This is a genomic window from Streptomyces sp. SID5910 (genome assembly GCF_009862125.1).
Classification (GTDB): domain Bacteria; phylum Actinomycetota; class Actinomycetes; order Streptomycetales; family Streptomycetaceae; genus Streptomyces.
The window spans coordinates 1-20,961 of the sequence record NZ_WWHX01000901.1; the positions used below are offsets into that span (position 1 = coordinate 1).

The 20,961-nt window shown below is 72.4% G+C and carries 22 protein-coding genes; 10 read left to right on the forward strand and 12 right to left on the reverse strand.

Features of this window, described 5'->3' with window-relative positions; genetic code table 11:
- From GTW67_RS31685 to GTW67_RS37965, 12 genes are all read right to left on the reverse strand, one after another.
- On the reverse strand, positions 1 to 659 hold a 659-nt coding region (locus GTW67_RS31685), incomplete at its 3' end, for an NAD-binding protein (RefSeq protein ID WP_202437969.1).
- A 413-nt stretch (positions 660 to 1,072) separates the two neighbouring features.
- Positions 1,073 to 2,134, reverse strand: coding sequence for a helix-turn-helix domain-containing protein (locus tag GTW67_RS31690; protein ID WP_161168185.1), 1,062 nt, complete (start codon positions 2,132 to 2,134; stop codon positions 1,073 to 1,075).
- Between the two features lie 114 nt (positions 2,135 to 2,248).
- Positions 2,249 to 2,539 (reverse strand): zinc-ribbon domain-containing protein, encoded by a 291-nt coding sequence (locus GTW67_RS31695; protein ID WP_161168186.1) that lies wholly within the window; start codon positions 2,537 to 2,539, stop codon positions 2,249 to 2,251.
- 116 nt (positions 2,540 to 2,655) lie between these two features.
- Positions 2,656 to 2,877, reverse strand: a complete 222-nt coding sequence (locus tag GTW67_RS31700) for a helix-turn-helix domain-containing protein (protein ID WP_161168187.1) — start codon at positions 2,875 to 2,877, stop codon at positions 2,656 to 2,658.
- Positions 2,877 to 3,368, reverse strand: a complete 492-nt coding sequence (locus GTW67_RS31705) for a DUF2975 domain-containing protein (protein WP_161168188.1) — start codon at positions 3,366 to 3,368, stop codon at positions 2,877 to 2,879. The genes GTW67_RS31700 and GTW67_RS31705 overlap by 1 nt, the downstream gene beginning before the upstream one ends.
- Positions 3,369 to 3,524: 156 nt before the next feature.
- The gene (gene argG, locus GTW67_RS31710; protein WP_161168189.1) at positions 3,525 to 4,970 is read right to left on the reverse strand and encodes an argininosuccinate synthase; all 1,446 of its coding nucleotides are present in this window, start codon (positions 4,968 to 4,970) and stop codon (positions 3,525 to 3,527) included.
- 52 nt (positions 4,971 to 5,022) lie between these two features.
- Positions 5,023 to 6,243: a class I SAM-dependent methyltransferase gene (locus GTW67_RS31715; RefSeq protein WP_161168190.1), complete on the reverse strand. Its 1,221-nt coding sequence runs from the start codon at positions 6,241 to 6,243 to the stop codon at positions 5,023 to 5,025.
- The gene (locus GTW67_RS31720; protein WP_161168191.1) at positions 6,240 to 6,824 is read right to left on the reverse strand and encodes a dTDP-4-dehydrorhamnose 3,5-epimerase family protein; all 585 of its coding nucleotides are present in this window, start codon (positions 6,822 to 6,824) and stop codon (positions 6,240 to 6,242) included. Before GTW67_RS31720 ends, GTW67_RS31715 begins: the two co-directional genes overlap by 4 nt.
- Positions 6,821 to 7,933: a DegT/DnrJ/EryC1/StrS family aminotransferase gene (locus GTW67_RS31725; protein ID WP_161168192.1), complete on the reverse strand. Its 1,113-nt coding sequence runs from the start codon at positions 7,931 to 7,933 to the stop codon at positions 6,821 to 6,823. Before GTW67_RS31725 ends, GTW67_RS31720 begins: the two co-directional genes overlap by 4 nt.
- Complete coding sequence (locus GTW67_RS31730; protein WP_161168193.1) at positions 7,930 to 8,898, reverse strand: NAD-dependent epimerase/dehydratase family protein; 969 nt, start codon at positions 8,896 to 8,898, stop codon at positions 7,930 to 7,932. The genes GTW67_RS31725 and GTW67_RS31730 overlap by 4 nt, the downstream gene beginning before the upstream one ends.
- Entirely contained in the window at positions 8,892 to 10,271 is a 1,380-nt protein-coding gene (locus tag GTW67_RS38410) for an NDP-hexose 2,3-dehydratase family protein (protein ID WP_161168194.1), read from the reverse strand. Before GTW67_RS38410 ends, GTW67_RS31730 begins: the two co-directional genes overlap by 7 nt.
- Positions 10,268 to 11,317, reverse strand: coding sequence for a glycosyltransferase (locus GTW67_RS37965; protein ID WP_161168195.1), 1,050 nt, complete (start codon positions 11,315 to 11,317; stop codon positions 10,268 to 10,270). Before GTW67_RS37965 ends, GTW67_RS38410 begins: the two co-directional genes overlap by 4 nt.
- Before the next feature lie 301 nt (positions 11,318 to 11,618).
- Between GTW67_RS37965 and GTW67_RS31745 the strand changes: the two genes are divergently transcribed.
- The 10 genes from GTW67_RS31745 (at position 11,619) to mpaP (ending at position 20,953) form a co-directional block, all read left to right on the forward strand.
- Positions 11,619 to 12,584 (forward strand): LLM class flavin-dependent oxidoreductase, encoded by a 966-nt coding sequence (locus GTW67_RS31745; RefSeq protein WP_161168196.1) that lies wholly within the window; start codon positions 11,619 to 11,621, stop codon positions 12,582 to 12,584.
- Entirely contained in the window at positions 12,581 to 13,759 is a 1,179-nt protein-coding gene (mpaB, locus tag GTW67_RS31750) for a daptide biosynthesis RiPP recognition protein (RefSeq protein WP_202437962.1), read from the forward strand. The genes GTW67_RS31745 and mpaB overlap by 4 nt, the downstream gene beginning before the upstream one ends.
- A gap of 4 nt (positions 13,760 to 13,763) precedes the next feature.
- Positions 13,764 to 14,603 carry a daptide-type RiPP biosynthesis methyltransferase gene (gene mpaM, locus GTW67_RS31755; protein WP_346010797.1) on the forward strand — a complete coding sequence of 280 codons (840 nt, stop codon included), beginning with the start codon at positions 13,764 to 13,766 and terminating at the stop codon, positions 14,601 to 14,603.
- Complete coding sequence (gene mpaD, locus GTW67_RS31760; RefSeq protein WP_161168197.1) at positions 14,600 to 15,892, forward strand: daptide-type RiPP biosynthesis aminotransferase; 1,293 nt, start codon at positions 14,600 to 14,602, stop codon at positions 15,890 to 15,892. Before mpaM ends, mpaD begins: the two co-directional genes overlap by 4 nt.
- The gene (mpaC, locus tag GTW67_RS31765) at positions 15,889 to 17,115 is read left to right on the forward strand and encodes a daptide-type RiPP biosynthesis dehydogenase (RefSeq protein ID WP_161168198.1); all 1,227 of its coding nucleotides are present in this window, start codon (positions 15,889 to 15,891) and stop codon (positions 17,113 to 17,115) included. The genes mpaD and mpaC overlap by 4 nt, the downstream gene beginning before the upstream one ends.
- A 91-nt stretch (positions 17,116 to 17,206) precedes the next feature.
- Positions 17,207 to 17,377 (forward strand): daptide-type RiPP, encoded by a 171-nt coding sequence (locus GTW67_RS37190; RefSeq protein WP_202437963.1) that lies wholly within the window; start codon positions 17,207 to 17,209, stop codon positions 17,375 to 17,377.
- Between the two features lie 63 nt (positions 17,378 to 17,440).
- Positions 17,441 to 17,611, forward strand: coding sequence for a daptide-type RiPP (locus GTW67_RS37195; protein ID WP_202437964.1), 171 nt, complete (start codon positions 17,441 to 17,443; stop codon positions 17,609 to 17,611).
- A 195-nt stretch (positions 17,612 to 17,806) separates the two neighbouring features.
- On the forward strand, positions 17,807 to 18,544 hold the full coding sequence (locus GTW67_RS31770) for an ABC transporter ATP-binding protein (protein WP_161168199.1): 738 nt from the start codon (positions 17,807 to 17,809) through the stop codon (positions 18,542 to 18,544).
- Entirely contained in the window at positions 18,537 to 19,283 is a 747-nt protein-coding gene (locus GTW67_RS31775; protein ID WP_161168200.1) for an ABC transporter permease, read from the forward strand. Before GTW67_RS31770 ends, GTW67_RS31775 begins: the two co-directional genes overlap by 8 nt.
- Positions 19,280 to 20,953, forward strand: coding sequence for a daptide biosynthesis intramembrane metalloprotease (mpaP, locus tag GTW67_RS31780; RefSeq protein WP_237519127.1), 1,674 nt, complete (start codon positions 19,280 to 19,282; stop codon positions 20,951 to 20,953). The genes GTW67_RS31775 and mpaP overlap by 4 nt, the downstream gene beginning before the upstream one ends.
- Positions 20,954 to 20,961 lie beyond the last annotated feature (8 nt).

Here is a 20,961-nt window from a genome sequence, read left to right on the forward strand (position 1 = left end):
AGGGTGCACAGCCCCGGGTCGGCGACCTCACCGGGACGCGGCGGCTGCCGTTCCACCGCGCGCAGCAGCAGGCCGTCCGTCTCGACGACCTTGCTGGTGCCGACGAGCGCGGTCGCCGCGAGCGCGGGCGCGGCCGTGTCGGCGTCGGACAGCACGGTCGTGGAGGTGCCGGCGCCGTCCAGGCCCGGATCGCGGGCGCTGCCGGTCGCCAGGGCGGCGCTCTGGTCGAGGAGCGCCTCGATGTGCTGGCCGAGCCGCCGGTTGTAGAGGCGCAGGACGAGCCGCAGCCGCGGGTTGAGCCGGCGGGCGGTGAGGGCGGCGCGGATGTTGGTCTCGTCGTCGTCGTAGACGAGGGCGAGTGCGGCGGCCCGGTCCACACCGGCCTCGGCGAGGACCTCCTCGGTCGGCTCGGCGGCCTCCAGCTCGCGCCCGGTGCCGCCGTTGCCGCCGGCGCCGCCCGCGTCGCCGTTGCCCGTCCGGTTCACGGCCGCGTTGAAGCGGTCGAGCAGTGCCGCCGAGGCCGCGCGGGCCCGGCCCACCACGGGCTGGCGCACCCGGCTGCCGGAGGGCGGCACGACGAGTGTGACCTGCTCGCGGTAGACCCCGCGCAGCTCGGCCGCGAGCCGGTGCGCCAGCCCGTCGTCGCCGCACACCACCATGTGCGCGGACGCGTCGCCGGGCGCACTGCCCGGCGGAAACTGGTTCGGAACGCTCACCACAACGGAGAAGACTGCCCGGGCCGTCCGGCCGGTTCCAGGGCGCGAGGACGGCATGGAAGACGCGAGAAGACTGCCGGGCCCCGGCAGTGACGGCCCGTCACTTTCCGTGTGACGATGCGTCTCACCGAAGCTCAGCGACGGGCGGGCGGGGGACGGCACGCAGGACCCGCTCTCTCGGACCGGGCCCCACGGGGGACGTGCTGCCCGCCCCGTCGCTGACCTTCGGGCCCACGCCGCCGCCCGGGTCCCCGCGACCGGCCCGGGCCACCACGACCGGCTCAGACTTCCGCGGCCGGCTCAGACCTCTGCGGCCGGCTCAGACCTCTGCGGTCGGCTCAGATCTCCTCGGCCGGTCAGATCTCCTCGGCCGGCCAGCCCAGCAGCCGGGCCCCGATGACCGCGGTCTGCAAGGTGTAGCGGTGCACGGGGTCGGCGGGATCGGCCCCGGTCAGCTGGTGGATGCGGTCCAGCCGGTAGGTCAGCGCCCGCACGCTCAGCGCGAGCCGCCGCGCGGCCTCGGCCGCGGTGCACCCGGCGTCGAAGTACACCTCCAGGGTCCGCAGCAGCGGCTCCGCACCGCCCCGGGCGTCACGCAGCGGGCCCAGCACGCTCAGCACCAGGTCCGCCATGGCCTCCCGGTCGCGGGTCAGCACCGGGTAGACCAGCAGGTCGGCGGCGCGCACGACGGGCTCGTCGAGTTCCAGGCGTTCGGCGAGTTCGAGGGTGCTCAGCGCCTCCTCGTAGCTGTGCACGACGCCACCCGCGCCGGTCCGGGGCCGGCCGACGGCCACCCGGTTGCCCTCCGTGGCGGCGTACGCCTGCTTGGCGAAGAAGGCGAGGACGTCGTCCTGGTCGCCGGGCGCGATGCAGATGAGCTGGCCGTTCTTGGTGGCGATCAGGATCCGCCGGTCGCCGAAGCGGGAGATGAGCGCGGTCTCCACGAGCCGGGTGACGGGCGCGGTGTCGTCGTACGCCTCGGGCCCCTGCGCCACCGCCACGGCGTGCGCCCGGGACAGCACCAGGCCGAAACGTTCCGCCCGCTCCGCGAGCCGCCCCAGATCGCTGCGTCCGTAGAGCAGGTCGTCGATGAACTCCCGCCGCGCGGCCTCCTCCTGCCGTACGGCGAGACGCTGGGCGCGTTCGTATCCCTCGGCGAAGGCGTCGACGGCCTGGCCGACGGCGCCGAGCACGCTGTCGGTCGTCCCCGCGCTCCCCGCCTGGCCGGGCCAGTGGGCGCGGGTGGCGTCCAGATGCTCCCGGACGAGGGTGCGCAGACTGCGACCCTGGTCCGCGGCCCGTTCGCCGAGCCGCCGCCGCTCCTCCAGCTCGTCGCGGTTCAGCCGGCGTCCCGTGCCGGCGACCTGCGCGAGGATCTCGGCGTACCCGGACAGGTACGCCTCCTGCTGTTCCCCCACTGTGCGCCTCCCCCTGCCGGTCACGCCCGGTGCGCGGTGTCCGGCAACGAGAGGGTAGTCAAGGCTGCCGGAAACCGGCAACGCGGAGGGGTGCCCGTGCCTGGTACGGGGCGCCTAGGACTGGTACGGCTGCTGCTGCGGCTGCCCGTACGCCGGTCCGCCCTGGCCGGCCGCGGCCTGGGCGAGGAGCTGCTCGGCCTGCTCCTTGGCCACCTGCTGCTCGGCGCCGCAGAAGGTGCACTGGAGCGCGTACTTGGTGGAGAAGGGGAACAGCGGCACGAAGAACAGGGTGAACTTGACGACGCGCTTCCTGAGCGTGTGCGCGGCGGGGGTGTTGCAGGAGCGGCAGACCAGCGTCAGTATCGCGAGCTGGTAGAGGTATCCCTTGGTGCCGAAGATGATCACGGGGCGGGTCCTTCCCGGGTGGGTGCCTGTGGGCAAGGAGATCTTCCCCCAGAGTGCGCCCCGCCCGCCCCCGGCGACCACTCGGGCCGACGCCCATGCCGCCGGCCCGCCCGGCATCACACGTGCTCGATGTCCCCGGCCTCCCACCGCAGCAGGTCTCCCGGCTGGCACTCCAGCGCCTCGCAGAGCGCGGCGAGCGTCGCGAAGCGTACGGCCTTGGCGCGGCCGTTCTTGAGGACGGCCAGGTTGGCGGGGGTGATGCCGACGCGTTCCGCGAGTTCGCCCACGGACATCTTGCGCTTGGCCAGCATCACGTCGATGTCGACGGCGATCGGCATCAGATCACCTCGGCGAGCTCGGCCTGCATCCGCGAGGCCTCGATGTCGCGGGCGACGGCCTGGGCGAGGAGCATCCGCAGGACGAGCACGATCAGCGCGACGCCCAGGACCGCGACGCCGACCCCGCCCACCAGCAGGACGACGCCCGGGGCGACGGCCTCGCCCGGTGCCAGGACGACCCCGACCGCGAACACCAGGAGCGCGGCCGCCACGAAGGCGCCGATCACGATGTGCACGTAGCGGAAGGCGCCGGGGGAGAAGACCGTCCCGCGCCGCACCATCGTCACCAGCCGCCACACGCAGACGGCGACGACCTGGACCGACACCATGCCCAGCAGCGTGATCACGCGCAGCGAGGTCAGCGGCAGCGACCCGTCCTCCGGGTCGTTCCCGCCGGCCAGCGCCCACACCATCCCCACCTGTACGAACAGGGTGCCGGCGAGCACCACCCCGAGCACGGCTCGCAGCGCGAGCACGGTCAGCTTTGTCATTCCCGCTCCATCCATCGCCCAACGATGGAAACCTATCGAAACTCGATAGGTGATGCAAGGGGAGGAGAGGGCGAGGCGACGGGCGAACGACGAGGGGCCGGTCCGACACCCGGAAGGCATCGGACCGGCCCCTCGGCCGTACGGCGGTGGCGGAGATCAGTCCGTCCCGGACTCCATCGCGGCGCGGTCCAGCAGTTCGTCGTCGGCGGAGACCTGGCCGCGGGAGGCGATGGCCTCGGCGCCGCCCTCGGGCATGGCGCCGATCAGCCCGGTCGCGGCGGCCTGCGCGGCGCCGATGGCGGCGCTGCCGGTGCCGATGAGACCGAGACCGGCGTACTGCTCCAGCTTGGCGCGCGAGTCGGCGATGTCCAGGTTGCGCATGGTGAGCTGGCCGATCCGGTCCACGGGACCGAACGCGGAGTCCTCGGTGCGCTCCATCGACAGCTTGTCCGGGTGGTAGCTGAACGCCGGGCCCGTGGTGTCGAGGATCGAGTAGTCCTCGCCGCGCCGCAGCCGCAGCGTGACCTCGCCGGTGACGGCGGAGCCGACCCAGCGCTGGAGCGACTCGCGGATCATCAGCGCCTGCGGGTCCAGCCAGCGGCCCTCGTACATCAGCCGGCCGAGGCGGCGGCCCTCGGTGTGGTACTGGGCGAGGGTGTCCTCGTTGTGGATCGCGTTGACGAGGCGCTCGTACGCCGCGTGCAGCAGGGCCATGCCGGGCGCCTCGTAGATGCCGCGGCTCTTGGCCTCGATGATCCGGTTCTCGATCTGGTCGGACATGCCCATGCCGTGGCGGCCGCCGACGGCGTTGGCCTCCATCACCAGGTCGACGGGGGAGGCGAACTCCTTGCCGTTGACCGACACCGGGCGGCCCTGGTCGAAGCCGATGGTGACGTCCTCGGCGGCGATCTCGACCGACGGGTCCCAGAACCGCACGCCCATGATGGGCTCCACGGTCTCCACGCCGGTGTCGAGGTGCTCCAGCGTCTTCGCCTCGTGGGTGGCGCCCCAGATGTTGGCGTCGGTGGAGTACGCCTTCTCCGTGGAGTCCCGGTAGGGCAGGTCGTGGGCGAGCAGCCACTCCGACATTTCCTTGCGGCCGCCCAGCTCGGTCACGAAGTCCGCGTCCAGCCAGGGCTTGTAGATCCGCAGGTGCGGGTTGGCGAGCAGGCCGTAGCGGTAGAACCGCTCGATGTCGTTGCCCTTGAACGTCGAGCCGTCGCCCCAGATCTGGACGTCGTCCTCGAGCATGGCCCGCACCAGCAGCGTGCCGGTGACGGCGCGGCCGAGCGGCGTGGTGTTGAAGTACGCCCGCCCGCCCGAGCGGATGTGGAACGCGCCGCAGGTCAGCGCGGCCAGCCCCTCCTCGACCAGTGCCGCACGGCAGTCGACCAGGCGCGCGATCTCGGCGCCGTAGGTCTTGGCGCGGCCGGGCACCGAGGCGATGTCGGGCTCGTCGTACTGACCGATGTCAGCGGTGTAGGTGCACGGCACGGCGCCCTTGTCGCGCATCCACGCGACCGCGACGGAGGTGTCGAGGCCGCCGGAGAAGGCGATACCGACGCGCTCACCGGTGGGCAGGGAGGTGAGGACTTTGGACATGGAAAAAGTATGCATCACCTCGCATGGTCATGCAAGCCGTCTGGTGTGCCGCCTACTCGAGGACGCGGACCCGGGGGGTGTAGAGGATCCACTTGCCGCCGGCCGCGCGGAACTCCCGTTCCTTGGCCATGATCTCCTCCGCGTGGTTCCAGGCGAAGAGCAGCGCGTAGTCCGGATAGGGCTCGTCGAAGGCCTCGGACGGGCGGACCGGGATGTGGGAGCCGGGGGTGAGACGGCCCTGTTTGGCGGGGGTCGTGTCGTAGACGGAGGAGACCAGCTCCGGCCCGATGCCGCAGTAGTTGGCGACGGTGGCGCTCTTGGCGGTGGCACCGTAGGCGACGACCCTGCGGCCGTCCGCGTGCAGGCCCTTGAGCAGTGCGACCAGTTCGTCGCGTGTGCGCCGGACGTCGGCCGCGAAGCGCTCCAGCGTCGCCGGCTCGGCGAGGGCCTTTCTCTCCTCCTCGGCCAGCATTTCGGCCACCGCCGCGGTCGGCGGCCGAGTGCCCCGGCGTGCGAGGGTGTAGCGGACCTCCCCGCCGTGCACCGGCAGCCGGAGGACGTCCACCAGCTCGAACCCGTGGCGCCGGGCCAGGTTCCGCACGGAGCGGGCCGTGAAGAAGTAGAAGTGCTCGTCGTAGATCTGGTCGAACGAGGTGCGCTCGACGATCTCGCCCAGGTAGGGGTCCTCGAAGACGAACACCCCGTCCGGCTTCAGCAGGGCGTCCAGCCCGCGGAAGACCGAGTCCAGGTACGGGATGTGGCACAGGGTGTTGGCGGCGTAGACGACGTTCGCCCGGCCCTCGGCGGCGGCGATGCCGAGCGCCGTGGACTCCTCGAAGAACGCGGTACGGACCCGTACCCCCTTGGCCCGCGCCTCGTCGGCGACGCCTTCCGAGGGGTCGACGCCCAGATGGCGCACCCCGGCCCTGCCGACGGTCGCCAGCATCACACCGTCGTTGCAGCCGATCTCGACGACGAACGGGTCGGACCCCGTCGCCTCGGTGGCCAGCAGCCGGCGCGCGGTGTTCTCGAAGTGCTCCCGCATCACCGAGGAGCCCGAGGAGTGGTACGGGTAGTCCCGGTGGAACATCCGCTCGCGCGGGACCTCCTCCATCAGCTGCACCATCGTGCAGGAGCCGCACCGGCCCACCGCGAGCCGGAAGAAGAACTCGCCGTCCGTCTCGCCCGGCCGCAGGAAGGCGTCGGAATTGGGCTGTGCCCCCAGGTCGAGGAACTCGGTCAGGGGGCCGGCGCAGACGCGGCAGGTGCTCATCGGTTCTCCTCGGTGGTGTAGCGCGGCAGCATGCCCCGGTCGGCGGCTTCCGCGAGGGTGACGGCCAGCCGGTCCCGTTCCGAGAGGACCGGGGTGATGCCGTCGGGGAGGGGCAGGCCGAGCTCCGGGTCCAGCACGGACACGGCGAGTTCGTGCGCGGCGACGTAACCGGCGGACAGCAGGTAGGACATGACCGTGTCGTCCTCCAGGGCCACGAAGGCGTGCCCCACGCCGGCGGGGAGGTACACGGCGCGGAAGTCCCGGGCGTCCAGCACCACGGAGTCCCAGGTGCCGAAGGTCGGTGAGCCGACGCGCAGGTCCACCACGATGTCGAGGGCCGTGCCGCGCGGACAGTGGACGTACTTCTCGGTGCCCGGGGACACGGCGGTGAAGTGCACGCCCCGTACGACTCCCCGGCGGGAGACGCTCTGGCTCGCCTGCCGCACCGGGAAGAGCGGCCGGCCGACCGCCTCGGTGAAGGCGTCCTCCGTGAAGGTGGACACGAACAGACCCCGGTCGTCGGGGTGCGGCACGGGACTGAACTCCACCGCGCCGAGCACGGCCAGCGGACGGGCCTTCACGCCAGTTCCTCCAGTACGTCGCGCAGGGCGGCGATCACCGTGTCCTGCGTCCCGGGTGGCAGCGAGGGGTACATCGGCAGCGAGAAGACCTCGTCCGCGAGGGCCTCGGTGACCGGCAGCGCCCCGCGCGTCACGCCGAGGTGGGCGAAGCCGGACATGGTGTGCACGGGCCACGGATAGCTGATGTTCAGGGAGATGCCGCGGGACTTCAGCGCCTCGAGGACGGCGTCCCGCCGGGGGTGGCGGACCACGTAGACGTAGTACACGTGGTCGTTGCCCGGCGTGACGCGGGGGAGGACCAGGCCGGTGTCGCCGAGGCCCTCGGCGTAGCGCCGGGCGACGGCGCGGCGGCGTTCCACGTAGGAGTCGAGCCGGCCCAGTTTGCGGCGCAGGATCTCGGCCTGCACCTCGTCGAGCCGGCTGTTGTGGCCGGGGGTCTCGACGACGTAGTACCGCTCCTCCATGCCGTAGTACCGCAGGCGGCGCAGCCGGCGGGCCACCTCGTCGTCGGACGTGATCGTCGCGCCGCCGTCGCCGTAGGCGCCGAGCACCTTCGTCGGGTAGAAGGAGAACGCGGCGGCGTCGCCGAACGTGCCCGCCCGCCGGCCGTTGTGCCGGGCGCCGTGCGCCTGGGCGCAGTCCTCGACCAGGGCCAGACCGTGCCGTGCGACGATGTCCCCGAGCGTGTCCATGTCGGCGCACTGCCCGTAGAGGTGGACCGGGAGCAGGCAGCGCGTCCGGTCGGTGATCGCCGCTTCGACCTGGCCGGTGTCCATGAGGAAGTCCTCCTCGCGCACGTCGACGAAGACCGGGGTGGCGCCGACCGCGTCGATCGCCACGACGGTGGGCGCGGCCGTGTTCGAGACGGTGATGACCTCGTCGCCCGGCCCGATCCCGAGGGCCTGGAGCGCGAGCTTGACCGCGTTGGTGCCGTTGTCCAGGCCCACGCAGTGCCCGACTCCGTGGTAGTCGGCGAACTCCCTCTCGAAGCCGTCCACGCTCTTGCCGAGCACGAGCTGCCCGGAGCCGAAGACCGTCTCGACGGCGTCGAGGATGTCCGCGCGCTCGGTCTCGTACTCCCGGAGGTAGTCCCAGACGAAGGTGGTCACAGCAGGTCCTTTCCATGGGTGCCGGCCAGCGCGGCGACGGTTCGGTCCAGGGCCTCGTGCAGGGGGACCCGCGGGGTCCAGCCCGTCACGGAGCGGAACGGCGCGGGGTCGACGGAGACGTCCCGGAAGTCGGCGGCCGAGGCGAACGCGGGCGGTTCCACCCGGTGCACCGCCACGGGCGGCCTCCCGGTGCGGCTCGCCACGGTGGCCGCGACGGTGCGGAAGACGTCGCCCAGCGCTGAGCTACGGCCGCTGCCGACCGACCAGTGGCGTCCGGCGAGTGCGTCGGCGTGGTCCAGGGCGGCGGTGAACGCCGTGGCCGCGTCCCGGACGTACAGCAGGTCGCGCCGCACCGTGCCGTCGTGCCACATCGTGATCGGCGTGCCGTCCAGCGCCCGCCTGGCCATGGCCGAGACGACGCCGCGGTCCGCCGCGGGCGCCGGGGCGGGGCCGAACACGGTGGACAGCCGCAGGGACACGCCGCGCAGCGCGCCCGCGGCGGTGGCGTCGGCGAGCACCCGCTCGGCGGCGGACTTCTGCCGCTCGTAGGCGGTGGCGGGTCCGGTGGCGGCGGTCGCGGTGCTCGCGAACACGACCGTCGACGGCGGCCGGCCGGTGGCCGGCGCCGGCCGCAGGGCGTCGGCGAGCTCGTGGACCAGGCCGGTGGTGAGGCGTTCGGCCGCGCTGTCCCCGTCGGTGGTCCGCCAGGTTCCCGCGCCGTCCAGGTGGGCGACGAGGTGGATGACCGCGTCGGAGCCGGCCACCGCCTCCGCGAGGAGGCCGGGCCGGGAGAGGTCCACGGACCGGGTCTCGACGTCCGCCACCGGACGGCCGGGCCCGGCCGGGACGGCGGTTCGGCGTCCGACGGCGCGCAGCCGGACGGGGCGCCGGGCGAGTTCCGCGACGACGGAGGAGCCGATGAGACCCGAGGCGCCGAGCACGGTGATCAGAGGGCGGGTCACCATGGCGTGACGTCCGGTTCCGTGTGCACGTCGATGTCCGTGGCCGTGGCCGTGGCCGTGTCCCGGTCCGTGGCGGGTGTCAGGGCGGTCAGGCAGGCGAGCAGGCTGCGCGTCTGCATGTTCACGCGGCCTCCGTGGCGCAGCAGTTCGTGGAGCTGGCCGAGGGACAGCCAGCGGTAGCCGGGCCGCTCCGGCCGCTCGGCCCGCTCGTCGAGTTCGACGACGAGGTGGCGGCTGCGTGAGTGGTGGAAGCGGCCCCCCTCGTCGGAGAGGACCGTGTCGAACCTGACGGACCGGGGGTCGGCGGCCAGCACGTCGTCGAGGAAGGGCGGGCGGGCGGCGGAGGGCAGCAGGTCGTAGTTGCCGGGGGTGCACTGAACGGTCGGTGCCAGTTCGGCCGTGTCCGCGCAGCCGGGCTCCGCCCGCAACTGCGCCAGTACGTGCGGTACGCCGTCGACACGGGTCGTCAGGAACGCCACGATTCCCACCCCGTGCGGGGCGATCATCGGCTGGTTCCAGCGGCCGACCTCGCGGCCGACGGCCTCCACGCGGACCCCGATGACGTCGAAGAACCGGCCGCTCTCGTGCGTGATCCGCCCGGCGTCGCGCCGCCAGCCCGCCAGGCCGTCGAGCGGTCGCCGCTCGACGGTCATCCCGGAGCGGGCCCGCCCCCGGGCCAGCCAGGCGAGGACGTCGGCGGTCGGGTGTGCGGACGGGCCGGCCGCCGTCCGCCGGGGCAGGCAGGAGAGTACGGAGCGGGTGTCCATGTTCACCAGGTCGTCCACGCGCAGCAGTTGCCGCAGCTCCGCGAGAGACAGCCAGCGGAAGCCGGGCACCGCCTCCACGTCCCCCGTGACCTCGACGACCATGTTGCGGTTGCGTTTGCGCAGGAACCACGAGCCGTGCTCGGACTGGTGCACGTCGGTGACGACCCGGTGCCGGGCGGAGGCGCTCAGGAAGTGGTCGAGGTAGGGGACCCGGGCGCCCTTGTGCACCCCCGTGTAGTTGCTGCGGGTGGCCTGGACGGTCGGGGAGATCTGGAGCCCGCCCCAGTTGCCCGGTTCCGGCTTGAGCTGCATCAGACAGTGCGGTACGCCGCCGAACCGCTTGACCAGGATGCCGAGCATGCCGATCTCCGGCTGGCTGATGATCGGCTGCTGCCAGTGGGACACCGGGTGCCCGGGACGGCGCACGTCCAGCCCCTCGACGGAGAAGAAGCGTCCGCTGCGGTGCCGGAGGGCGCCGGAGGACGGATCGGTCTCCCAGTCGTCCAGGGCGTCCAGCGGTACCCGTTCGGTACGGATACGGAGACGGTCCCCGGCGTCGTCGCGCCAGGACCGGATACCGGCCGGGCCCGGGTCCGCCACGACGCTCACCGACGCACGCTCCCGTGCGGCAGGACGTCCTCCAGGAACGCCATCTGGTGGTGCATGGTGGCGCGGAAGTACCGCGTGTAGCGGTCGGCGTGCTCCGCGGTCATGGTCGACAGCGGCACGCACAGCGAGACGTACGTGTCGCGTGCGACGAGGGCGAGCCCCTTCCACACCGTGCCGTTCTCGCTGATCTGTGACTCCACCGCGGCTTCGAGCGCCTTCGTACCGCCCCGCCAGCCACGCGGGAACACCAGCTCGCCGCTCTCGGCCAGGGCGCCGTACCAGTCCAGCAAGTCCCTGCGGACGGCCTGGAGTTCCCGCTCCTGGTTGCGGGTGTCGGCCAGCGCGCGGTAGGCGGCACGGGCGGACAGGGCGTCGTCGAAGCGGGCGATCTCGTGGGTGAACCGCCGCTCCAGGCTGTGGGTCCGGGTGCCCGGGTCGTCCAGCAGGGTGACCGTGCGGTCCAGGAGGGTGGTGCAGCGCTCTCCGGCGTCGGCGAAACGCAGCCACAGGTCCCAGTCCTCCAGGCCGACCGGGGACTCGCGCCAGCCGCCCACCTGTTCGGCGAGGCCGGCGACGTGTCCGGCGCAGGAGTTCTCGAACAGCGGACTCATCAGCTGGATGTCCGGGTGCCAGCACAGGGACAGGGGGTGCGCCGTGCCGGTCACCGCTCCGGCCGCGGTCGTCTTGCGGGCACGGGTGGCCACGAACCGGGCCCCGTCGTCGTAGGCCTGCCACAGCCGGAGCAGGTGGTCCGGTTCCCAGTGGTCGTCGTGGTCGAGGTAGGCGACGAATTCGCCCGCGGCCTCGCCCAGGGCGATGTTCGTGGGTCCGGACTGGGAGCCGAACCGCCTGGTCCGCAGCAGCCGTATCCGTCGGTCGCGCGCCGCCAGTGACGCGACCACCGCGTCCGTGCCGTCGTCGCTCGCGTCGGACACCACCAGCATTTCCCAGTCGCGCATCGTCTGTGCCCGCACGGATTCCAACGTGGACAGAATCGCTTCACCGCGGTTGTACGTAGGGCATATGACGCTGATGCGTGGCGGCATGGGATATGGCCTTTCCAAGGTCCGGTGCGTCGGAGTATGGGCGAACAGCGCCCTCCTGTTCAAGGCGAATGGGGGCCCGTGGCCCGCCGGTGCGGGACCGCGTCGATTTCCCCGTCCCGGGACGGGGAAGAGACTGTCCTCCTGGCGGGGGCGCGGAGGCCGCCGGACCCATACCTTTGTGTTGTCAGGCCGGGCCGACGGGCACCGCACGAAAAGGATTCCCGGCCGGCTCACCGCCGTGACATTGTCGGGGAAGCAACGCGCCGCTGTTCATGGGCGTGTTTCGATGTCGGAGTGACACATGACCGCGTATTCGGTATTGATGCCGTTCCTGCCGCGCAGGCCGGAACAGCTGCTGCCGTACGCCGCACTGGTCGAATGGACCGGCGCTCACCGGTTGTGGCAGGGGCAGGCGATGCTGGTCGAACCCTTCCAGGGGTTCGCCGCCGCGGCCGGTGCCGGCTTCCGGGTGCCGACCGGCACCGGTGTCACCCTGATGCCGCTGCGGCATCCGTACGAGGCGGCCCACCAGGTCAGGTCACTGGCCATGACCACGGGCGAGTCCGTGGTCGCGGGGTTCGGCCCCGGCGGCAGGGAGTTCCAGCGGAGCCTGCTCGGCACTCCGTACGCCAGCCCGCTGACGGCGGCGCGCGAGTACCTCACGATCGTCCGGGGCCTGCTCGCCGGCGAGACCGTGGACGTGGACGGGGAGTACTTCTCCTGCCACGCCGCCATGGTCCCCGCGGTGGCCCCGCGCGTCGACCTCGGCCTGGGCGTGCTGCGGCCGGGAATGGCGAGACTGGCCGGTGCCGCCGCCGACGTCGCCGTCACCTGGCTGACACCTCCCGCCTATCTCCGGGACACCGTGCGGCCGGCCATGACGGAAGGCGCCGAAAAGGCGGGGCGCGCCACACCCCGGCTGTCGGCCATCGTCCCGGTGGCGCTGGAAAGGCCGGACCGTGATCCGGCGGAACTGGTGCTGGCCAGCAATTCCCGGCACATGCAGGCTCCGCATTACATCGACATGCTGAAGAAAGCCGGGATCGACATCGCGGGCGAGGAAATGCCGGCGGCGGCGAAACGCATGCTCGAAGGCGACGCCTTCGTTCACGGCGATATCGACACGGTCGTCGGAAAGCTCGCGGCCTACCGCGAGGCCGGCGTGGACGAGATCGTCCTCAATCCGACCGGTGTATTCAACGTGCACGGTGCGAAAGCCGCCATGGAAGACCTGAAGAAGATCCTGACATCGGTCACGGCGCAATGAAGACCGAGGCGGCGAAGGCCGAAGCGGCGAAGGCCGATGTGGTGAAGACGGACACGACGAAGAAGTCGAACGCGAAAAGGGGGGTGGAAGACGTGGACGGGAACCGTATGTCCGCGGCCCGACGGCACCTGATGTCCTGGGGGACGGGCCGCGCGCTGCCCGGCCGCCCCGAGGGACGGCACGCCGGTGCCGCGACGGTGGTCCTGGAGAACCCGCGGCACCTGGCCGAGGTGCTCGGGTCGGATCTGGTCGGGCCGCACACGGTGGTCCTCGCTCCGGGCCGGGTCCCGGAGACCTCGGACGTCCCCGGCCCCCTCGTCGTGGGCTACCAGGGTTCGCTGAGCGAACCCGGGGGCGATCTGTCCATCGACGACTCCTTCTTCCTCCAGACCCAGGACTACGCGACGTCCGCCTACATGTCGGTGATCGGCGCGACCCTGATCCGCGTCACCGAGGAGGCGGACTTCGAGACCTTCCTCGCCGACGCCGACCGGGCCCGCGCCGAGGGCGACTTCGCCGCCTTCGTGACCGACCCCGCCGTCCAGCTCGCGGACGTCTCCGCACTGGGCGCCGGACCGGACGGAGACGGTCCCTCGACCCGGCTGTACGTCGGGCAGGAAGGCGAACTGTCCACTTCCCCCGGCGGCAGCCGGCTGGGTCGGCTGGGCTCCTCCTTCGCCTCCGTGGTCGCCGCCTGGGACCGCGCCAACACCGCTAGCGCGCACCCCTGCGCGGTCGCCCTCGGCGACACCGTGCCCGAGGACGTCCGTGTGGCCGCGCTCACCGAACGGCCCTGGCTGGGACGGTACCTGGCCGCGCTGGCCGCGGTACGAGAGCTGCGGGCCAGGGGCCTGGACGGCGTACGGGTCTCCGGCTTCGGGGGCCGGCTCGCCTCCACCCCGGCAGCCCCGGCCGGTGCCGCGGACACCGACGACAGCGCGCTGCCGCTGCTGCTGTGGACGGACGAGGCCGCCTACGTGCACGCCCCCGCGGTGGGGCGGACCTTCCGGGTCGGCCGGGAGGCGGGCGCGCTCGTGGAGACGCTGCTGGTGTGCGGCTCCCTCGAAGCCGCGGCCGGACACGCCGACCGGGACCGCCTGTGCGAGGTGGAGGCCTTCTTCGCCGACGCCGGTGTGCCGCTGCGCTCCACCGGGCTCCTCGGCGCGGGGGCGTGAGACCGTGGCCGTCGCGCTGACACCCCCGAAGGTCCCGGGCCGGGCCGGTGAACTGCTGGCCGAGCTGGGGGACCGGGCCGAGCTGCACGATGTGTACGACGAGACCGGCTCGCCGATCTACCACGACTTCTCCCTGAAGGACACGCACGAGGTCCGCGAACTGGTCGGCCTGGTCAGGCGGACGCCGGGCGCCGTCCTCGAACTGGCCGCCGGTTCCGGCCGGCTGACTCTGCCGCTGCTCGCGCTCGGCAGGGAGGTGACCGCCCTGGAACTCTCGGGCGGCATGCTGCGACTGCTCGACGAGCGGCTGGCGCAGGCACCGGGCCGGCTGCGGGAGCGCTGCGTCACGGTGCGGGCCGACATGAGCTCCTTCGCGCTGGGCCGCCGCTTCGAGGTGATCGTGCTGGGCACGACCTCGGTCTCCCTGCTCGACGAGGAGGGCCGGGCCGGTCTGTACGCGGCGGTGCGGGAGCACCTCGCCCCCGGCGGCCGGTTCCTGCTCTCCACGGCCGACATCGTGGCGTCCGGGGCCCCGGGCTCCGACGCCACGGGTGCCGCGGCCGAGGTGGAGGCGGTGATCGAGGCGGTCGGTGCCAGCGGACGCGTCTACCGGATGCACGACCACTGGCCGGCGGGATCCGCCACCCGCACCGTCACCATCTTCCCCGCGACGGTCGGCGACGACGGGCCCGTCACGGTGTGCACCACCACCGTCGGCGTGCTGCCCGCCGACCGCCTGGAGAGCGAACTCGCGGGCGCGGGCCTGACGGTGCTGTCCAGGCACCCGCTGCCCGGCACCGGGCGCTACCGCGACGTACTGCTGGAAGTGGGAGTGACGGCATGACGGACAACGGCACGGGAACGGCTCCCGCCCCGGCCCTGTGGCCCTCGATGCTCGCTCCGGAACACCATGGCGACGACGCCCTGTGCGCCGTGTCGGCCGAGGGCGTCCGGATCCGCTTCGCCGACGGCCGCGAGCTGTTGTGCGGCTCCAGCGGACTGTGGAACACCAACCTCGGCTACGGCAACCGGGCCATCGCCGAGGCGGCGGCCGAGGCCCTGCGCGAGGCCTCCTACCTCAGCGTCTTCCGGTACGAGAACGTCTACGCCCGCAAGGCGGCGGCAGCCCTGATCGACGTCTGCGGGGCGGACCACTACCAGCGGGTGCTGTTCTCCACCTCCGGAGGCGCGGCCAACGACCTGGTGATGAAGGTGGCCCGGCACTACCACGCGCTGCGCGGTCAGGACCGGCGCAAGGCGGTGGTCGGCCTGCGCGGCAGCTATCACGGACTGACCTTCGGCGGCTTCGCGCTGACCGGGGACAACCTGGGGCAGCAGCTCTACGGTGTCGACCAGCGCCACGTGCGGCACGTGGCACCCAACGACCCGGACGAGATCCGCGCCCTGCTGGAGCGCCAGGGCGCGCACGTCGCCGCCGTCGTCGTCGAGCCGGTCCTCGGCTCCGGCGCGGTCCCGCTCACCGAGGAGTACGTCGCCGAGCTTCTGCGCCTGCGCTCGGAACACGGATTCCTGCTCGTCGCCGACGAGGTGGCCACCGGCTTCGGCCGGACCGGCAGCTTCTTCGCATCCCACCGCTGGCCCGAACAGCCGGACCTGCTGATCGCCTCGAAGGGGCTCACCAACGGGACCAGCGCGGCGGCGGCCGTCGTCGCCTCGCACCGGGTGGCGGACGCCTTCACGGAGGCCGGTTCGCTGCTCACCCACGGTGAGACCCAGGCGGGCACCCCCGTCACCTGCGCCACGATCCTCGCCACCGTCGAGGAGATGCGGCGGCTGGACGCGGTGGCCCTGGGACAGCGGCTGTCGGCCCGGCTCGACACCGAACTGGAGCGCCTGACCGCCGAGCACCCCAGGGTGTCCGGAACCACCGGCACGGGCTGCTTCCGCTCGGTCCGCGTGAGCGCGGCGGACGGCCTGCCGCTGCCGCAGACCGAGGTCCCCGCCCTGGTGGCCGCGGTCCGCGAGGCCGGCGCCGTCGTCCACCCCGGAGTGAACGGCATCCAGCTCCTCCCCGCGCTGACCTACACCGAGGCGGAGCTGACCGAGCTGCTGGACTGCGTGCGCACCGGCATCACGGCGTACACGGCGGACCTGGCGGGGGCGGCGAGATGACCCTCGGCTGGCACTGCCCGACCGTGATGGCGTACGGCGGTGACGGGCTCGCCCGATGGCTCGGCACCCGGCCGGAACGCTCCGTCGCCCTGCTGCTGGACAGCGGCGTCGCCGAAGCCGGCATCGCGGGGACGGTCCGGGAACGGATCGAACGCGGCGGCCGGACCGCGCACACAGTCGTGATCACCGGCCCCGGTTCGCCACGCGACGTCGCCGACCTCGCCCGGCGGATCCAGGACGCGCAGCTGGTGGTCGCGGTCGGCGGCGGTTCGCTGCTCGACCAGGCCAAGCTGGCGGTCCTGCTGCTCGCGGATCCCGACGCCCTCACCCGGCTCACGGTTCCGCAGCGCAGTGGACTGGTCCTGCTGCCGTCCGAGCGGTCCCGCGGGCCCCGCCTGGCCGCGGTGCCCACGACGCTGGGCACCGGGTCGGAGCTGAGCGCCGTCGCCTGCCTGGCCCACGACGGGGGCAAGCGGCTCGTCATGGGCGGGGCCCTCCGCCCCGACGCGGCGGTGATCGACCCGGAGGCCACCGCGACGCTGCCCGCCGAACTGGTCGCGGAAGGCGTCCTGGAGGTGCTGTCCCGGATCTGCGGCAGTTACGCCGGCGACCACCGGGACCGGCCGACCGAGGACGCCCTGGCCGAGTCACTGGCCGAACGGACGGTGCGGCTCGGCAACGAGGTGCGGGCCCGCCGGGCCCGGGGCCTGGCGGCCGACGAGCGGCTGCGGACGGAGATCGCCAAGATCAGCGGCCTCAGCCACGCCGGCTGGGTGGTCCTCGACCGGCCTCCCTACGCGGGCAAGGGCTGGTACCTCGCCAACGAGCTGTCGACCGAGCTGGGTCTGCGCAAGATGACAGCGGTCGCCGCGCTGCTGCCGCCCCTGTGGGGGGCGATCGCCGCGGGTGACACGCGGCTCGGCTCGGCGCGCAGGCTCGACGCGCTGTGGCAGCGCCTGCGGGCGGCCGCCCTCGACCCGACGGGGGAGGGACCACCGGCCACGCCGCTGCCCGAGGACCCGGGCGCGGGGATCGCGGCGCTGATCGACTCCTGGGGGGTCGGACGGCGGATCACCGCGGAACCCGGCCGGCTCGCCGTCGTCGCCCGGCGCAGCGTTCGGGCGTGGGGCGCGGGGCTGCCGATGCTCGACGGACTGAACGCCGCCGACATCGAGGGCCTTCTGGAACCAGCCGTGTCCGATTCGACGCCGGTCAGCCGCTGACCGCCGAATCGACCGAGACTTCCGCAGGTGACGGGCCGTCGCCCAGCGCCCGCGGATGAACAGCACATAGGTGGAAGGGGGGTAAAGAAAAATGCAGAACTCTGCCGAGCTGGACAACAATCCGGCGCTCGAGCTGGGCATGCAGGAGCTGGAGGCCATGGAGGCCCCGGGCTTCTGGTCCGTGACCGGTTACATCAGCGGCGCGGGTGTCGGCGGTGCCGTCACCTACAGCATCGTCGCTTCCGTCATCGCGACGACCTGATATCCGCACTCCGGATATCCGTCCCGGAATGAGAACGAGCTGACGCGAAGGAGGTGTTGAACAATGCAGGACATCTTCGAGAAGGACGCCACCGAGGCGCTTGAGCTGGGCATGCAGGAGCTGGAGGCCATGGAGGCCCCGGGCTTCTGGTCCAACTTCAAGGACGGTGTGGTCGTCTCGGTCGCCGCCAGCGCCGTCTACGGCGGTGTGGCTTCCGCGGTCGCCGTCACCTGATCCCGCCGACGCGGAGATCGACCGCACAGGTGAACCCCTGCCCCGGAAGGAAGTCTCGTTTCCTTCCGGGGCAGGGGGCCGGTTCCCGGCCGTCGGACACCACCGGGACGACTGAGAAGGAATTGCCATGCCAAGAAATCACAGTCCGATCGCCTGTGTGTGCCGCATCGCTGTGAACTCCCGCACGGAGAACGTATGAGTAGTGCCGTCGTAGCAGATTTCCGGGGACTGACCAAACGCTTCGGTGAGTTCACCGCGGTCGAGGACGTGACCTTCGAGGTGCCCGCCGGACGCATCGTCGGCCTGCTCGGCCGCAACGGCGCCGGCAAGACCACCTCGCTGCGCATGCTGCTGGGCCTCACCGCGCCGACCACCGGAAGCGCCACCGTCTTCGGCAAGCCGTACGCCGAACTCCCCCGCGCCGCCCACCGGATCGGCGTGAGCATGGACGGCATCGGCGCCACGCCGGGCGTGACCGGCCGTCGCGACCTCAGGATCTGGGCCAGGATGCTCGGGCTGCCGCGCCGGCGGGTGGACGAGGTGCTGGAGCACGTCGGCCTCGACGACCGTGCCGACAAGCAGCTCAAGGGTTTCTCCACCGGCATGAAACAGCGTCACGCGCTGGCGTCCGCGCTGCTCGCCGACCCCGAGCTGCTCGTCCTGGACGAGCCCGCCAACGGCCTCGACCCGGACGGGATCCGATGGCTGCGCACCTTCCTGCGGTCCCTCGCCGACGAGGGCCGCACCATTCTGCTGTCCAGCCATCTGCTCGCCGAGGTGGAGCAGACGGTGGACGACGTGGTGATCCTTCAGAAGTCCCTGCGCTACTGCGGATCCCTCACCGAGCTCACCTCGGGCGGCCGGCACAGCCTCGAGGACCGCTTCTTCGAGCTCGCCGAGCCGACCGGAACCGGAGAAGCCGCTCATGCGTGATCTCATAGCCGCCGAATGGTCCAAGGCGTTCACCGGACGCGCCTGGTGGTCGATGGCCCTCATCGGAGTGTTCCTGGGAGTCCTCGCGAGCAGTGGATTCGTCGCCCAGGCCGAGGAGGACATCGCCAAGGGCGCGACGACCGTCGAGGCCGTCACCGACCAGGTCGTCCGCTCCTGGTTCATGCTGCTGCTGTTCTCCGCACTGCTCGGAGCCGTCCTCGTCACCAGGGAGTACCACTCCGGTGCCATCGGCAGGTCCGTGCTGCTGAGCGGCGGACGCAGCCGCCTGCTGGGCGCGAAGCTGCTCGTGGGCACCGGCATGGGCGTCGTGTTCGCCCTGCTCGCCACGGGCCTGGCAGCCGCCTCCCCGGCGGTGTTCCTCTCGGCCTCCACCAGCCTGGAACCCGCCTGGACCCACGAGACGACGCTCACCCTGGTGGGCGTCTTCACGGTCACCGTCCTGGGCGCCCCCTGGGGGGTTCTGCTCGGCTGGGTCATCCGCAACCAGACCGCCGCCGTGGCGACCCTGCTGGGTCTGACGCTCTTCGTCGACGAGGCGCTGCTGCGGCTGGCGCCCTCCGTCGGCAGGTTCACCATGACGATCGCCATGAGTTCGGTCTACCGGGACGGCAAGCCCGAACTGCTGTCGGTGCCGGTCGCCCTGATCGTCATCGGCGCCTGGCTGGCCCTGGCCGGTTACGCCGCCCGCCGGCTGTTCCTCACCCGGGACGTCATATGAGGCGTGGCCGGGCGGGATCGGGCGCGACGCTGACGCCTGAGCGGGAGAGCGCCCTGCGGGAACGGCCCCAACTGGCCCCCGACGTACAGGTTCACGAGCCGATCGCCGACGACGCGCCCTGGGTCGTCCAGCGGGGCTCACAGCAGTACATCCGGGTGGGGGCCGACATGGCCCGGCTGCTGCGCGCGCTGGACGGCGAGCGCGACCGTCCCGGCCTGGTGGACACGCTGGGGGCGCCCTGGACCGAGGAGGCCGTCGAACGGGCGGTGGAGAGCCTGCGGAAGATGCGGCTGCTGGAGGACGGGCAGCCGCACCGCTCCGGCAACACCTGGTTCAAGTTCGTTCCGCCGCTCACCTTCCAGTTCACCGTGGTCAAGCCGGAACGCATGCTCGCCGCGCTCGTGCCGCTGCTGCGGCTCGTGGCCAACCGGGGCGGCGCGGTGCTCGCGGCCGTCCTCGCCCTGGGCGGTGTGCTGTCCCTCGCGTTCCAGGCACCACAGCTCCGGCACGCGCTGGGCGCCCCGCTCCCGCTCGGAGTCCTCTTCGGCGTCGCGTGCGCCTCGGTCGTCGCGACCGCGCTGCACGAGATGGGCCACGGCGCGGTCCTCACCCACCACGGGGGGCGCCCCAGCCGGATGGGAGTGATGCTCTTCTACCTGACGCCCGCGTTCTTCTGCGACGTCTCCGACGGCTGGCGGCTGCCCCACCGGGAACAACGCGTCCAGGTGGCGCTCGCCGGCGTGGTGACGCAGATGGTCATCGCCGGGTCGGTGGCGCTCGGCGCGTCCGTGGTGGGCGCCGCGTCCGGTGAGTCCGGTCTGCGCGACGGCATGCTGGTGTTCGCGGTCTCCACCTATGTGACGGGCCTGCTCAACCTCCTGCCGCTCGTCAAGCTCGACGGCTACATCGCGCTCATGACCCATCTGGACATCTCGCACCTGCGGGACCGGACGATGACCGACGCGCGCCGCTTCCTGGCGAAGGTCCTCTTCGGCGGCCGGTACGTGCGGGAGCTGCCCGCACTGCGCTGGTCCGTGCCGTTCGGTCTCGCCTCCATGCTCTTCCCGGTCTACCTGATCGCGACGGCGTTCACCCTCTGGCTCGACATCCTCCAGGGCATCGGTCTCATCGGCGCGACGCTGGTGCTCGTCGGCGTCGCCTACCTCGCCTACCGCCTCTTCAACGGCGCGCGGCTGCTCGTGCGCGAGGCGCGCGCGGCCGGTGCCCGGATGTGGCGCGTGTGCGTCGTCGCGCTGGTCGTCACCGCCGGCGCCGGTGCGACGCTGACGACGGTCACCGTGCCGTACACGGTCACCGGCGGCTACGTCGTCGAGGACGGCAGGGCCACGCTCGTACTGTCGGACGCGGCCGACCTGGACGCGGTCACCCCGGGCACACAGGTCACGCTGTACCGGCGCGGAATGGTGACGCGCACCGAGACCGGCACCGCGACCGTCGGGCAGGGGCCGGCCGAGAAGGACGTCGCCCCCCTCTCCGCCTTCGTGCCGGTGCGGGAGGGCGATTCCCTCCCCGTGCCCGCCGTGCGGCTTCCGCTGTCCGTCACCGCCAAGGCTCCGGACGACAGCATCGGGACGGCTCGCGTGGCGGCCGGCGACCGCTCCCTGGGCGAATGGCTCTACCTCTCCTACATCGCCCCGGCCGCTCGCTGACCCGCCCT

Bases quoted from the DNA above. Each gene is read 5' to 3' on its own strand.
- GTW67_RS31700 (WP_161168187.1), bottom strand. From the start codon at position 2,877: ATGCCGATCGCCGTCGACATCGACGTGATGCTGGCCAAGCGCAAGATG.
- GTW67_RS31705 (WP_161168188.1), bottom strand. From the start codon at position 3,368: ATGACAAAGCTGACCGTGCTCGCGCTGCGAGCCGTGCTCGGGGTGGTG.
- argG (WP_161168189.1), bottom strand. From the start codon at position 4,970: ATGTCCAAAGTCCTCACCTCCCTGCCCACCGGTGAGCGCGTCGGTATC.
- GTW67_RS31715 (WP_161168190.1), bottom strand. From the start codon at position 6,243: ATGAGCACCTGCCGCGTCTGCGCCGGCCCCCTGACCGAGTTCCTCGAC.
- GTW67_RS31730 (WP_161168193.1), bottom strand. From the start codon at position 8,898: ATGGTGACCCGCCCTCTGATCACCGTGCTCGGCGCCTCGGGTCTCATC.
- GTW67_RS37965 (WP_161168195.1), bottom strand. From the start codon at position 11,317: ATGCCGCCACGCATCAGCGTCATATGCCCTACGTACAACCGCGGTGAA.
- GTW67_RS31745 (WP_161168196.1), top strand. From the start codon at position 11,619: ATGACCGCGTATTCGGTATTGATGCCGTTCCTGCCGCGCAGGCCGGAA.
- mpaB (WP_202437962.1), top strand. From the start codon at position 12,581: ATGAAGACCGAGGCGGCGAAGGCCGAAGCGGCGAAGGCCGATGTGGTG.
- mpaD (WP_161168197.1), top strand. From the start codon at position 14,600: ATGACGGACAACGGCACGGGAACGGCTCCCGCCCCGGCCCTGTGGCCC.
- mpaC (WP_161168198.1), top strand. From the start codon at position 15,889: ATGACCCTCGGCTGGCACTGCCCGACCGTGATGGCGTACGGCGGTGAC.
- GTW67_RS37190 (WP_202437963.1), top strand. From the start codon at position 17,207: ATGCAGAACTCTGCCGAGCTGGACAACAATCCGGCGCTCGAGCTGGGC.
- GTW67_RS37195 (WP_202437964.1), top strand. From the start codon at position 17,441: ATGCAGGACATCTTCGAGAAGGACGCCACCGAGGCGCTTGAGCTGGGC.
- GTW67_RS31770 (WP_161168199.1), top strand. From the start codon at position 17,807: ATGAGTAGTGCCGTCGTAGCAGATTTCCGGGGACTGACCAAACGCTTC.
- GTW67_RS31775 (WP_161168200.1), top strand. From the start codon at position 18,537: ATGCGTGATCTCATAGCCGCCGAATGGTCCAAGGCGTTCACCGGACGC.
- mpaP (WP_237519127.1), top strand. From the start codon at position 19,280: ATGAGGCGTGGCCGGGCGGGATCGGGCGCGACGCTGACGCCTGAGCGG.